General features: G+C 59.6%; 12 protein-coding genes. 5 read left to right on the forward strand and 7 right to left on the reverse strand.

What is annotated here, in order from left to right:
* Positions 1-15 precede the first annotated feature (15 nt).
* Positions 16-1203, reverse strand: a complete 1188-nt coding sequence (locus CHU70_RS03135) for a lipase family protein (RefSeq protein WP_049171879.1) — start codon at positions 1201-1203, stop codon at positions 16-18.
* Between the two features lie 137 nt (positions 1204-1340).
* A complete protein-coding gene (locus CHU70_RS03140; protein WP_049171876.1) occupies positions 1341-2273 on the reverse strand; it encodes an A/G-specific adenine glycosylase in 933 nt (310 codons plus the stop codon).
* Between the two features lie 29 nt (positions 2274-2302).
* Between CHU70_RS03140 and CHU70_RS03145 the strand changes: the two genes are divergently transcribed.
* Positions 2303-2935, forward strand: a complete 633-nt coding sequence (locus tag CHU70_RS03145; RefSeq protein WP_042388218.1) for a carbonic anhydrase — start codon at positions 2303-2305, stop codon at positions 2933-2935.
* Positions 2936-2939: 4 nt separating this feature from the next.
* A complete protein-coding gene (locus CHU70_RS03150) occupies positions 2940-3659 on the forward strand; it encodes a hypothetical protein (protein ID WP_147739755.1) in 720 nt (239 codons plus the stop codon).
* Here the strand turns inward: CHU70_RS03150 and radA are convergent.
* Both radA and CHU70_RS03160 read right to left on the reverse strand, forming a co-directional pair.
* Positions 3656-5215, reverse strand: a complete 1560-nt coding sequence (gene radA / locus CHU70_RS03155) for a DNA repair protein RadA (RefSeq protein ID WP_049171872.1) — start codon at positions 5213-5215, stop codon at positions 3656-3658. The two genes, CHU70_RS03150 and radA, sit on opposite strands and share 4 nt — an antisense overlap.
* Before the next feature lie 289 nt (positions 5216-5504).
* Positions 5505-6191: a hypothetical protein gene (locus CHU70_RS03160; RefSeq protein ID WP_147719471.1), complete on the reverse strand. Its 687-nt coding sequence runs from the start codon at positions 6189-6191 to the stop codon at positions 5505-5507.
* Between the two features lie 154 nt (positions 6192-6345).
* Here CHU70_RS03160 and CHU70_RS03165 point away from each other — a divergent pair, with 154 nt between their 5' ends.
* The 3 genes from CHU70_RS03165 (at position 6346) to rlmB (ending at position 9449) form a co-directional block, all read left to right on the forward strand.
* Positions 6346-6921 carry a CarD family transcriptional regulator gene (locus tag CHU70_RS03165; RefSeq protein ID WP_005510159.1) on the forward strand — a complete coding sequence of 192 codons (576 nt, stop codon included), beginning with the start codon at positions 6346-6348 and terminating at the stop codon, positions 6919-6921.
* Positions 6922-7062: 141 nt separating this feature from the next.
* Entirely contained in the window at positions 7063-8466 is a 1404-nt protein-coding gene (gene cysS, locus CHU70_RS03170) for a cysteine--tRNA ligase (protein WP_042388940.1), read from the forward strand.
* Between the two features lie 38 nt (positions 8467-8504).
* Positions 8505-9449 carry a 23S rRNA (guanosine(2251)-2'-O)-methyltransferase RlmB gene (gene rlmB, locus CHU70_RS03175; protein ID WP_147719472.1) on the forward strand — a complete coding sequence of 315 codons (945 nt, stop codon included), beginning with the start codon at positions 8505-8507 and terminating at the stop codon, positions 9447-9449.
* Positions 9450-10004: 555 nt separating this feature from the next.
* Here rlmB and CHU70_RS03180 read toward each other — a convergent pair.
* The 3 genes from CHU70_RS03180 to CHU70_RS03190 are packed head-to-tail and all read right to left on the reverse strand — an operon-like array spanning position 10005 to position 12558.
* A complete protein-coding gene (locus tag CHU70_RS03180; RefSeq protein ID WP_147739756.1) occupies positions 10005-10877 on the reverse strand; it encodes a metal ABC transporter permease in 873 nt (290 codons plus the stop codon).
* Positions 10877-11557, reverse strand: a complete 681-nt coding sequence (locus CHU70_RS03185) for a metal ABC transporter ATP-binding protein (RefSeq protein WP_147719473.1) — start codon at positions 11555-11557, stop codon at positions 10877-10879. The genes CHU70_RS03180 and CHU70_RS03185 overlap by 1 nt, the downstream gene beginning before the upstream one ends.
* Positions 11558-11559: 2 nt before the next feature.
* Positions 11560-12558, reverse strand: a complete 999-nt coding sequence (locus CHU70_RS03190; protein WP_147719474.1) for a metal ABC transporter solute-binding protein, Zn/Mn family — start codon at positions 12556-12558, stop codon at positions 11560-11562.
* Positions 12559-12605: the final 47 nt, after the last annotated feature.

Raw genomic sequence — 12605 nt, forward strand, 5'->3', positions numbered from 1 at the left:
TAGTGCGCTAGCACACTAGTACCCCATTTTCTGATTCACCCACGCAAGCATCTCGTCGTGGGTGAGCACGTAGGCAAGGCCGTGCGTCCCATCACCGAGGTCAGTGTCGACCTCCACGTAGGTGATGTCGGCGCCGGCCTTTTGCCATTTCTGCACAAGTTTGCGTGCCGACGTCACGGGTAACACATCATCCAACGCGTTATGGGTAACGAATACGGGCATACTGGGAGTCTTTGTCCCCAGAGCTTGTTCTTCCACGTGGCGCCGAACGACGGGGGAGAGCTCCGGCGAGCGCAGATTCTCCGCTATCCCCAAGTCGTTGGCCGTAAATGCCTTGGTGTCATTGCGAGGCCAACGTTCGACAGTGGCGCCAATGCATTCATCGGCCGTGAGCTTCAGGAAATCCTGCCCCAGCGGGCTCAGCATGCGCTCGATTGGTTCTTTTGCCTCTGGGTACTCTGCAATCAAGCCGTTCATGAAGTAACCGACGAGCCCCGCCAGCGCCGAGCCGCGAATATGCAGTGCAGTGTCGGTGAGATCGGCCGGAATAGCCCCGGCGTAAACAGCGCGGATGTTCAGCTCCGAGGCATACTCATCGGCGAGCTCGGCCGCTGCAGCGGTGGCGCCTCCGCCCTGTGAGTAGCCGAACAGCGCAATGGGAGTGTCTGTAGGCAGTTGTAAAGTTTCAATAGCCGCTCGCGCCATATCGAGCGTGTTATTCCCGGCAACCTCACGGTTGAGATACGGATGTACCCCAGGCGTGCCGAGCCCCTGGTAATCCACGATGGCAACATTCCATCCCTGTGCCAGCAACTGAGGTGCCGGAGGCGTCGGAGGCGCTTCGTAGCGCAGGGCAACCGAACTGGCACAGTTATCAGCCATACCGAGAGTTCCAGGTGCAATTACTGCCAGTGGGCGCGGGGATTTCTCCGACCAGCGGGTATAGGGCTGCAAAATCGTGCCGGACACGGCTGTCTGGCGGTGGTCGCGTGCGCCTGTGGAGGAAAACACGACCCGCTGTGCGCGTGCGGGCGCATTGACCGGAAATGGCGTCTTCGTAATTACCTGACCTGGAGGCAATCGCTTCACCGTAGAAGAGTCAGAATCCGAGGAACCGAAGCCAGTTGCTCCTAGACCATCCACCGCCGAGCAACCACCGAGCGTTCCCACGCTAGAGCTCAGAAGAGCAACTCCAAGTACCATGCTCAGCGCGATTCTGCGTTTACTAGCCCCAAAGAGACAGCGCTGGCGCTGAGGTCGATGGGGCGTGGCATTCATGTTCCCAATTCTAGGCAACGCACTTGTTCGAATCTGGTCTTTACCGGAGCATTGTCTGGGTTCTAACGGGGCAACTGGAAGCGGCCATCGGAGGTTTGCTCCGCAAGTCCGTCGTCAAGCAGGGAAAACAATGCGCGGGAACGCTGATGCGTATCATCCCAGACCGCATCCAGAGCGGTCTGTTCGACGGGGGAGTCGGCGGCGCGGAGCACGTCGAGAAGCAAGCCCCGGACTTGACGGTCGGTGCCTTCGAACTTCTGCACGCGCCGTTTCGCAGCGGCGATTTCGTGGTCTTCGGGTTCGGGGCGACCGGCGGCAATCCAGGCGCAACTGGTGGCGATGGGGCAGGCCTCGCACTCGGGTGTCGTTCGACAGACAGTAGCGCCGAGTTCCATGAGTGCGACAGAGGTCTCGGCCGCAGTCGTGGGGTCGAGTGGTAGGAACTCTTTGACGAGCGTCATGTCTGTGCGTTTGGCGATGCCGGGTAGGTACGTGCCCTGGCGGTGTCGCCGGAGTACGCGGCGCACGTTGATGTCCACCACCGGCGTGCGCGCGCCAAAAGCAAACGCCGCTACTGCCCGAGCTGTGTAGTCTCCTACCCCCGGAAGGGCTAACAGTGTGTTCACGTCGCTTGGTACTTCGCCGTCGTGCTTTTCGACGATCTTTTCTGCGCATTCACGCAGCCGGAGTGCACGTCGGGGGTAGCCGAGTTTTCCCCACATACGTAGGACTTCATCCTTGGGCGCGACTGCCAAATCGGCTGGGGTGGGCCATTTTTCCAGCCAGGCGCGCCAGGAGGGGATGACGCGGGCGACGGGAGTCTGTTGACTCATCACTTCGCTGACGAGCACAGCCCATGGTGAAGTGCCTTCTTCGCGCCAGGGAAGTGGCCGCATGTTGGTGCGATACCAATCACGTAAGGCGGCATCGACGTGTTCGTCGAAGTCGTCGGATTGGTTAATTGCAGAGGTCAATCTACCTTCTCGCTTTCCCATAAACAGCAGAGTCGTTGCACAATATAGCTATGAGCAATTCTGAGAGGACTCCTGAGAGTGTATGGCAATCGATGGTGCGCGGAAACCTCCGCTTCTGCGAGAGCAAGACTGCGCATCCTCGCCAGGACTTGGTTCGTCGTAAGCAGCTGACGCAGGGGCAGAAGCCGAAGGCCGTTGTGCTGGCTTGCTCGGATTCCCGCGCTCCGGTGGAGATTATTTTCGATCAGGGCTTGGGCGATGTATTTGTGATCCGTACTGCCGGTGAGATTACTGACCTGTCGGTGCTGGCTTCGCTGGAATTCGCAGTTGATGGTCTTGGAGTTCCGCTGGTGATTGTTCTCGGTCACGAGTCCTGCGGCGCTGTGGCTGCGGCGAAGAATGCACTGGATGGTGGCGAACTGCCGGGTGGTTTCCAGCGTGTGCTGATTGAGAAAGTCACCCCGTCGCTGCTGGCGGCTCGCAAGGATGGCGAGACTGAAATCGACGAATTTGAGCGTCGCCACGTGCGCGAGATTGTTAATCACATTATTGATCGCTCTCCGGAGATTTCGTCGCGCTTGGTGACCGGCGAGGTAGGCGTTGTCGGTATGCGGTACCGCTTGGAGGACGGACGCGCTGAGACCGTCGTTACCCATGGAGTCAGCGAGAACCCGCTAACCTAAATGTGTGACCAATAAGCTGCCTCCAGAAATCTACCGGCGTCGGCGTATCGCCGCGGCGGTGTTGCTCGTTATCATCCTCGTTCTCCTGGGCTGGGGTATTTCCGCACTGGTAAACCGGGACAGCGAGGATTCTGAACCGGTGAATGTCACCAGGGATGACGGGAAAGAGGTGGCTCCTCCGGAACAGCCCAAGGAACCTTACGCGCTTAAGTCTGACAAGGACTCGGAGAACGACAAGTCTGACAAGTCTGACAAGGACGCCAAGAAGGGCGACAAGGAAGGCGAAGACTCCGCGAAGGATAACGCTCAGGCGGCGCTTGCGAGCAAAAAGGACTGTACCCTTGCAGATCTGCAGGTGACGGCCACCTCGGATCAGCCGAACTACGGCGATGAGCAGCCGACTCTGGCGATTACCGTCCACAATCCCACCGGCGGTGAATGCCGCGTGAACCTTGATGAGCAGCAGTTGCGCTTCGAGGTGTACGACCTGGCAACGTATGAGCGAGTCTGGTCGGATGTGGACTGCAATGACTCCGAAGGCCACGGTGAACTGGTATTGGCACCGGGCGAGGAAGTCAACTATGCCGCCACCTGGTCGCGTCTGACCTCGGCGCCGAACAAGTGCTCCGAAGAAGACCGGGTCCCAGTTCCCTCCGGGTCGTACATCTTCTACGGCGTGATTGGTGACAACAACTCTGACGCCTACACGTTCAACATGCGCTAGCGCTTAGCTCCTAACCCAAGCTCAATGGCCTCGGCAACGGTGCCTGCTTCCAGCAGTTGCATCCCTGCCGGGCCTTTTGCGCCTCTGGGCACAATTGCCGTGTCGAAGCCCATTCGATGAGCTTCCTTAAGGCGCCACTCCAAATCGGTCACTCGCCGCACTTCGCCGGCCAACCCCAGTTCGCCGAGTGCAATGGTTTTGTCCTGGAAGGTCCGCTTAGTCATGGATGAGGCCAGTGCCAGCGCAATCGCCAGGTCCGCGGCAGGCTCCGACAGCGTCATTCCGCCGACGGTGGACACGTACATCTCCATGCGGGCTAATTGCTTGAAGTTACCGTGTTCAGTCAGCACGGCCGCGACCATCGGCACGCGCCTCGGGTCGAGACCAGAGACATTGCGTCGTGGATTATGTGCCTCAGTGTTGATTACCAGGCCCTGCACCTCCGCCAGCAGCGGTCTGCGGCCATCCATGGCCACGGTAATTGCAGTTCCCGAGGTCGGCGTTCGGTGATGCAAAAACAGCCCCGAGGGATCCTCAACTTCCGCAATACCGCCCGCGGTCTGCTCGAAGCAGCCCACCTCATCGGTGCTGCCGAAGCGGTTTTTCAGACCCCGCAAGAAGCGTAGCCCCGAGTGTCTATCGCCTTCGAAGTTGAGCACCACATCAACCAGGTGCTCCATCGTGCGCGGGCCGGCCACATTGCCGTCCTTGGTCACGTGCCCTACTAAGAAAATCGCAGTCCCGGTCTCCTTTGCCAACGCCGCCAGGGCAGAGGTTACGGCGCGGGCCTGAGCAACGCCACCGCGAGCACCTTCGACGTCGGCACGCATCGTCTGCACGGAGTCCACAATGAGCAGACCGGGGGAGAGCTCTAGCGTCAGATCGATGACGTCCTCGATATTCGACACCGCCGACAGGTACAGCGAGTCCGACAGCGCGCCAGTGCGTTCGGCACGCAGCCGCACCTGACCGACCGACTCCTCACCTGTGACGTAAAGTGTCGGCCCCAAATCGCCTTCCGCGCAGCGATAGGCCACTTCCAGCAGCAACGTCGACTTACCAACCCCCGGCTCGCCGGCCAAGAGCACCAACGAACCCGGCACAATACCCGAACCGAGCACCCGATCCAGCTCACCGATGCCCGTGCGCACCGCGTGCGCAGCCTTGGCGGAAATCCCGGTAATGGCCGTCAGCTCAGAAGAAGAAGTGGGGATTCGATCTGTTGCGGATGTCTCGGCGAGGAAACGTTCCTCCGCCTCGTCGTCAAGCGCGCGCTGTGCTAAACGCTGGCTCTCAGCCGCGACGGAAGTGGAAGATGCTTTACGACGACCGCCCCGCGTGCCGGGCTCCGTTGCGGCAGCACTCCGGCGACGTTGCTTGGCTGCCCGGGCGGCGATTTTGTCCTCAAGGGTGGAGCCGGACTTCCCGCTGCTGGAGCGGATAGTGACCTTCTCCAGCGTGCCCCACTCTTTGCAGTTGGGACATTGGCCGACCCATTTTGACACCTGCCAACCGCATGCCGAGCATTCGTAGGCTTCGTCTTTGGTCTTGGCCACGGTGCAACCACCTTTGCTTCAAACGAGGGGGCGACAGACCCGACAACGTTTGGTGCGGGATGTGCGGGAAATGTCGCTAAAAAATTGCCCCAGATACGCGAGAACGGGCCAGGGCAGAGTCAATGACATGTGTCAAGGACTGACTGTACCGCCGTGGCCCGTATCAAGCGACCAATCGCCCATGCCCGCTCGATGAAGCTCCTCGCGTTATTTGCGGGACAGGACTGCGCTGTACCAGCGCTGATAGTGCGCTGCGCACGAACAGCGCAGGGAACGCGCTGTACTGCGCTTACTTGGTTTCAATCATGCCGTCAGCACCGCGGTTCGGTGCGCCAGCTTCCAGAATGTCAGCGGAGACGGTGATGTCCAGGTCGTAGGTGTTGGTGTTGCCCTGCGGGTCAGTGAACTCGAAGGTGGCCTCGCGGTTCTGGCCAGCAGCGCTGCTCTTGTCGCCAACCAGGGTGGCCGGGTCCAGCTCATTGGTGTAGTACGCGATGCAGCCGGTGTTGTCCTTAGCGGTCTTAGCCAGCGGATCGATGACGGACTTCGGGCCGGCAACAATCTGGCACTCGCGCGGCAAGGAGTTCTCGCCCTTGGCAGCCTTAGCGAAGGAAGGAGTCTCAGCGACCTTCTTCAGCTCAACCTCGCCGATACCTTCAACGGTGACGGACTTCAGCTTGTAGACCGACTCGGTAGCGCGCTGCTGGTTGCTGGCGGAGAACTTCAGACCAGCGGTACCAGCCTCCGGGTCGACCAGGATGTGAGCGTCGCGGATGTTGACGAAGCCAAGAGCCGAGTTGGTGTTCTCAGCACCCTTGCCGGCAGCATCTTCGCCGCCGTTCATCGCACCGTCTACAGCCGGGTGCTGATTTGCGGTCTGCGAAATCTGACCGGCGCCACAAGCAGCAAGTGCAACTGCGGATGCTGCGGAGACGGTGATGAGGGCGCTGCGGCGAAGTACGGACTTGAAGGCCATGACTAGATTTCCTCCAGTAGCTTGAGGATGGGCGATAGGATTTTCAGTATTTAAAGAACACCTTAGTGTCTTCCTAAGATGTTCTCATACTACCCGTAAAATCATGGGGGGACATGATAGGGTGGAAGGCCGTTGGAAAGGGCGTGTGCATTACATGGAATTCAGCATTGGCGATACCGTAGTTTATCCGCACCACGGAGCTGCGAAAATCGAAAACATCATTGAACGAGAGCTTAACGGCGAGACCGTTCAGTACCTCGTACTGCAGATTCTGCAGAGTGATCTGAATATCCAGGTGCCCGCCAAGAATGCCGAGCTGGTCGGTGTCCGCGACGTTGTCGGTGAAGAGGGGCTGCTGAAGGTCTTCTCCGTTCTGCGTGAGACCGACGTGGAAGAGGCCGGCAACTGGTCCCGTCGCTACAAGGCCAACCAGGAGCGCCTGGGTTCGGGCGACATTAACAAGGTCGCTGAGGTAGTTCGTGACCTGTGGCGCCGTGATCAGGATCGCGGTCTGTCCGCCGGCGAAAAGCGTATGTTGAGCAAGGCTCGCCAGGTTCTCGTCGGTGAGCTCGCGCTTGCCGACGGCGTTGATGAGGCCAAGGTCGAGGAAGTTTTTGCCCGCGTCGATGCCACTATCGAGCGTCACCGCGCCCTGGCACAGGAAGGTGCCGCCGGTGAGAAGAAGGACGAGGCCGACGATAAGCCGGTGGACCTGGACGCAGACGCATAAGTCGAGCCCCCTTATCGGTTTTCCACCCAGTAGGGATTTTCTGCACTTTTCCGGATAACGGCTAGCGCACACACATTGCCCGTGTGCGCTAGCCGTTTTCTCTTTTTCACCCGTATCTATTTCCCCGCTATGCTCGGGGCTGTGACTTTTCAAATCTTCGATACCGCAACCCGCCAACTGAAGGATTTTGAGCCTCTCCGCGAGGGGCATGCCTCCATTTACCTGTGCGGTGCGACCCCGCAGGCTCAGCCGCACATTGGCCATGTTCGCTCCGGCGTGGCCTTTGATATCTTGCGCCGTTGGCTGATCGCCAAGGGGTATGACGTCGCCTTTGTGCGCAACGTCACCGATATCGATGACAAGATTTTGAACAAGGCCGCCGAGCACGGCCGTCCTTGGTGGGAGTGGGTCTCTCGCTTTGAGCGCGAATTTACCTGGGCTTACAACCAGCTCGGTGTTCTCCCGCCGAGCGTTGAGCCGCGCGCTACCGGGCATGTCACTCAGATGGTGGAGTATATGCAGCGTCTGATGGATAACGGCTTCGCCTACGCTGTCGATGGCAGCGTCTATTTCGACGTGGATGCCTGGTCCAAGGCTGAAGGCAGCGACTACGGCAGCCTGTCCGGCAACCGCGTCGACGAGATGGAGCAGGGCGAGACCAATACTCCGGGCAAGCGCGGTGCGCACGATTTCGCACTGTGGAAGGCTGCCAAGCCGGGCGAGCCCTCGTGGCCGACGCCGTGGGGCAATGGCCGGCCGGGCTGGCACCTGGAGTGCTCCGCCATGGCCACCTACTACTTGGGCTCGGAGTTCGACATCCACTGTGGCGGCCTCGACCTGCAGTTCCCGCATCATGAAAACGAGATTGCGCAGTCGCACGCAGCCGGCGACGGCTTTGCTCGCTACTGGATGCACAATCACTGGGTCACAATGGCCGGCGAAAAGATGTCGAAGTCGCTCGGCAACGTGTTGTCCGTGCCGCATATCCTGACCATGGTTCGTCCGGTTGAGCTGCGTTACTACCTCGGTAGTGCGCACTACCGCTCCGTGCTGGAGTACTCCGAGGAGGCTCTGCAGGAAGCGGCAGCGGGCTACCGTCGTATCGAGGCGTTTATGCACCGTGCCGTCGATAAGCTCGGCGATATCGAAATCGGTGAGTGGACGCCGGCGTTCGAAGCAGCGCTCGACGACGACCTCGCCGTCCCACGCGCGCTCGCGGAAATCCACAACGCTGTCCGTGGGGGCAATCAGGCGCTTGCCGACGGCGACGAGACCAAGGCCAAGGAGATTGCCGGTGCTGTCCGCGCTATGGCCGCAGTCCTTGGATTCGATCCGCTGAATGAGCAGTGGGCAACCTCCGATTCTGGTTCTGATGCAGCAATGCATGCGCTCGGTGTGCTGGTTGAGCACCAGTTGGAGGAGCGCACCCGGGCTCGTGCCGAGAAGGACTGGGCTACGGCTGATGCTGTGCGCGACCGTCTGAAGGAAGCGGGTATCGAGGTAACTGATACCGCGGATGGTCCAGCATGGTCTGTCGCTGACTAAAGCTAAAGAAAACTATTAACAACAGGAAGCAGGTAGCTATGGCAGGCAACGGTCGTCGTGGTGCGGTGCGCAAGGCAAGCAAGAAGAACGTTGGCGGCTCCGGTGGCCAAAAGCGTGGCTTGCGTGGCAAGGGGCCGACCCCGAAAGCAGAGGACCGCGTTTATCACGCAGCTCATAAGCGGGCGAAAGAGAAGCGCCGCCGTGACTCGGGGCGTCATGAGCGCAAGGGGGATGGCACCGAGCTGGTAGTTGGCCGTAACCCGGTCGTGGAGTGCCTGCATGCAAAGGTGCCAGCGGCAGCGCTGATTGTGGCGTTGGGCACCGACAATGACGAGCGCCTGCAGGAGGCAGTGCGTATTGCTAACTCCCGTGGTATCCCGATTCGCGAGGTACCCCGCCACGAGCTGGACACCATGACTGGCAACACCATGCACCAGGGCATCGGCCTGCAGATTCCGCCGTACAAGTACTCGTCGGTCGAAGATCTGATTGATTCGGTGGCCAAGACCGGGGAGCCGGGCCTTATCGTCTGCCTGGATAACATCACCGACCCCCGTAACCTGGGTGCGGTCATCCGCTCGGTGGCGGCCTTTGGCGGTCACGGCGTGGTGATCCCGGAGCGTCGCTCGGCTGCTATTACGGGCGTGGCCTGGCGTACCTCTGCCGGTACCGCTGCACGCCTGCCAGTTGCGCGTGCGACCAACATGGTGCGCTCGCTCAAGCAGTTCCAGAAGGCTGGCTACCAGGTTGTTGGTCTGGACGCCGGTGGCGACCACACTCTGGATACTTACGACGGCACCACCCCGGTGGTTGTGGTCGTCGGCTCTGAGGGCAAGGGGCTTTCGCGCCTGGTGCGCGATACCTGTGACACCATCATGTCCATTCCGATGACCGGTTGGGTGGAGTCGCTTAATGCTTCCGTTGCTGCCGGTGTGACTCTGAGCGAGTTTGCCCGCCAGCGGCGGGCAAAGAGTAGTCAGTAGCGCATTTGATACCCCCGTAGGCGCCATTATCAATTCGTTATAGTAATGGCGTTTACGTGGGGTATTTTGGGTTCTAAATTGCGACTGGTACTTATGGCTACCCCCAGTAGTTCAGCGCTTTAAAGATAATTCTATTTCCGGCGTGCGCTGCAGAAATAACAGCGTTATTATCACTTCCAACAGAAAATTATCCGTAGATTCCCGAAGGGGAGGGCGGGCAAATCATGCTCCTAGAAATAGGGGCGTAATTGGCCGTAATTTAGGGATGCTCACGGACCTAGCGGTGGCTTGTACAGCTAGCTTTGGGTCACTGAGATGTCAGACCATGACATCCTCAGCGTTAGTTTTTCTGTCTGCCGGGTCACCCCATTTCGGCAGTCTCGCAGTCTTAAAAAGAGCTGGGGGTATTGGAGTCTTCTTTTAGAGAATCCAGCAAAAAATACGGGCAGCCCCTCGGTGGCGAGAGGGAAGGTGCGCACCTTCTCCGCAATCGTCACTCGAGGGGCTGCCCGATGTTTTTGTTGTTTTAAAAGCCACTCCGAAAAGCGTATGCGTCTATTTGCTCCACTTGGCAGCCTGGACGTCGTCACGCGTTGCCTTGCGCGATTGCACCGTTCCGATGGCGTAGCAGATCAGGTAGATGACAAATGCGATTGTCGTCACTAGAACGCTGACCGGGATGCCCGGTGCGAGTGAGAGAACAATGCCGCCGACGGCCGCGACCTCGGCGAAGATGGTCGACAGGATGATGGCCTTTACAGGAGAGGCGGTGACGAATGCGGCCGCAGCACCAGGGGTGATGATGAGGGCGATGACGAGCAGAGAGCCGACAATCTGTACGCCCTGGGCGGCGACGAGACCGGTGAGAATCGCGAAGTAGATCGATAGCGCCTTCACGTTGACACCACAGGCGGCGGCCATGATGGGGTCGGCGGAGGCGAATAGCAGCGGCCGCCATTTCCAGGCAACGCCGCCGACGACGATGACCGCGACGATGGCCATCGTCCATAGAGAAGTGTCAGTCAGACCAATGATTTGGCCGGTGAGAAGTGAAAACGCGGTACTTGTCCGGCCGGGGTAGAGGTGGATAAACAGCACCGATAAGCCCATGCCGAAGCTCAAGACCACGCCCACGACCGCATCTTGGCGCCCTCGAAGCGACAGTGCCGCCAGGACTATTGCGATGAGCACCGAACCGATAATGGCACCGCTGCTGACACTGACACCAAGTATTAGGGCCGCGGATGCACCCATAAGTGCCAGCTCGCTGGTGCCGTGGACCGTGAAACTCATCTGTCGCATGACGATCAGTGGCGAAATGATGCCGGAGATTAGCCCGAGTAGAGCTGCCGCGATGAGAGCATTGTGGACGAACCCGACTTGGAGCAGAGCAGCGGTGTCGGAGAAATACTGAGTCAGTAGGGTCATTAGACGATAACCAGCTTTCCCTCGACACGGGCAACCGCAATGTTGGTTTGGTAGAGCTCCGAGAGCGTCTCTGAAGTGATGATTTCCTCGACCGATCCGACCGCATGTCCATGCGGCGTCAGGTAGAGCACCCGGTCACAGACGCCCAGGATGGGGTTGATGTCGTGGGTGACGAAGACGACTGCCGTGTCGTTTTCCCTGCGATGCCGGTCCAGGCGCTCGACCGTGGTCCGTTGCGCCGCAGGGTCGAGGGAGAGCAGAGGCTCGTCGCAAAGCAAAAAATCCGGCGCCGAAACGAGCGCCTGCGCCTGACGGACAAGCTGTTGCTGACCGCCAGAGAGCGTGCCGACGCGACGGTCCGCAATACCGCCCGCGCCGACAAAGTCCAGCATTTCGTCGGTGGCGGAGCGGTTCTTGCCGGCTGCCAGCTCGACGAGGTCGCGAACCCGAATGGGCAGTGAGGGCTCGAACATCCGCTGCTGTGGAATGTAGCCCAGGTTTCCGTCGACTTTTACTGAACCGTGAGTCAGCCGGCGCATGCCAAGGGCAGTGGTCAGCAGCGTGGATTTGCCGACGCCGTTGGGGCCCAGGATGGCCAAGAACTCGCCAGGTTCGATATTCAAATTGAGACCGGACCACAGCGGCTCAACGGCTGCGTCAGTAAAAGTCAGTGAGGGCAAAGTTATGCGGACTCCATATCGGAAAGGGTTTGCTTGTAGAGATCAAAGAACGACTGGTCAGCGCTCGGCGACTCAAAAACATCGACGATTTTAACGCCCTTTGCCTTGGCAGCCTCGACGAGTCGCTGCGAGACCTGGTCGTGGGTCTGCGGTGCGTCGATGAGGTAGTCCAACTCGCCGGACTCGATCAGCTTCAGCATTTCATTGACATCGCTTGCCGACGGCTCGGACTCATTCAGCGTGGACTGACGGTAGCCCTTCGGGGTGATGTCCTCGACCTTCGTGTCCTTCAGGATGTCATCGGCCAGCGGGTGAACTTGAGCAACCTTAGCGGCCTTGAGCTTGCTCTTGGCCTCTTCGATGTCCTTGATTTCCTTATCGACAGCCTTGGTGTCGGCCTTGGCGCCCATCTTGGTCAGAGCTTCGGCGAGCTGCTCTGCAGTTTCTTCAACCGCATCGGTGTTGTACCAGACGTGCTCGTTGGCCTCGCCATCGTGGTGGTGGTGCTCGTGGCCGTCGTGGTCGCCATGGTCGTGGTCATGGCCCTCGTGATCGTGGTCGTGATCGTGGCCCTCGTGATCATGGTTATGGCCTTCGTGATCGTGATCGTGGTTGTGGCCCTCTTCCTGCGGCAGCGCAGAGATGATGACCTTATCCTTTGCGTCACGCAGAGAGGAGGTCAGCCATGCGTCGTAATGCCCGCCACCTGCGACGAGAATATCGGCGTCCTCTACCTTTGCCATGTCGGCTGCGGCCGGTTCGTAGGAGTGAGGATCGATGTCGTTGGACGCGATAATCGGGTCGATGGAGACCTTCTCGTCGTCGGTGACTGCGTCGGCGACGTCTGCCCAGACCTTGGTGGAGGTGACCACCTTAATGGTGTCTTCGGACTTGCCCGCGGACGTAGCGCTGTCATCATTGCTGGAGCATGCGCCGAGACCTGCGACGAGGCCGGCGCTGGCGACTAGCGCCGCGATGCGCGTGGAAAAGCGTGCCTTCATGTATGTATCCAATCCTGTTGCGGGCTGAATTATTCCTTTTATTCAGC

Origin of the sequence: Corynebacterium sp. LK10 (assembly GCF_008042455.1) — a bacterium.
In the GTDB taxonomy this organism is placed as follows: Bacteria; Actinomycetota; Actinomycetes; order Mycobacteriales; family Mycobacteriaceae; genus Corynebacterium; species Corynebacterium jeikeium_D.

What these genes read in the sequence shown, in the direction of transcription:
- CHU70_RS03135 (WP_049171879.1), bottom strand. Translation starts at nt 1,203, where the DNA reads ATGGTACTTGGAGTTGCTCTTCTGAGCTCTAGCGTGGGAACGCTCGGT.
- CHU70_RS03140 (WP_049171876.1), bottom strand. Translation starts at nt 2,273, where the DNA reads ATGGGAAAGCGAGAAGGTAGATTGACCTCTGCAATTAACCAATCCGAC.
- CHU70_RS03145 (WP_042388218.1), top strand. Translation starts at nt 2,303, where the DNA reads ATGAGCAATTCTGAGAGGACTCCTGAGAGTGTATGGCAATCGATGGTG.
- CHU70_RS03160 (WP_147719471.1), bottom strand. Translation starts at nt 6,191, where the DNA reads ATGGCCTTCAAGTCCGTACTTCGCCGCAGCGCCCTCATCACCGTCTCC.
- CHU70_RS03165 (WP_005510159.1), top strand. Translation starts at nt 6,346, where the DNA reads ATGGAATTCAGCATTGGCGATACCGTAGTTTATCCGCACCACGGAGCT.
- rlmB (WP_147719472.1), top strand. Translation starts at nt 8,505, where the DNA reads ATGGCAGGCAACGGTCGTCGTGGTGCGGTGCGCAAGGCAAGCAAGAAG.
- CHU70_RS03180 (WP_147739756.1), bottom strand. Translation starts at nt 10,877, where the DNA reads ATGACCCTACTGACTCAGTATTTCTCCGACACCGCTGCTCTGCTCCAA.
- CHU70_RS03190 (WP_147719474.1), bottom strand. Translation starts at nt 12,558, where the DNA reads ATGAAGGCACGCTTTTCCACGCGCATCGCGGCGCTAGTCGCCAGCGCC.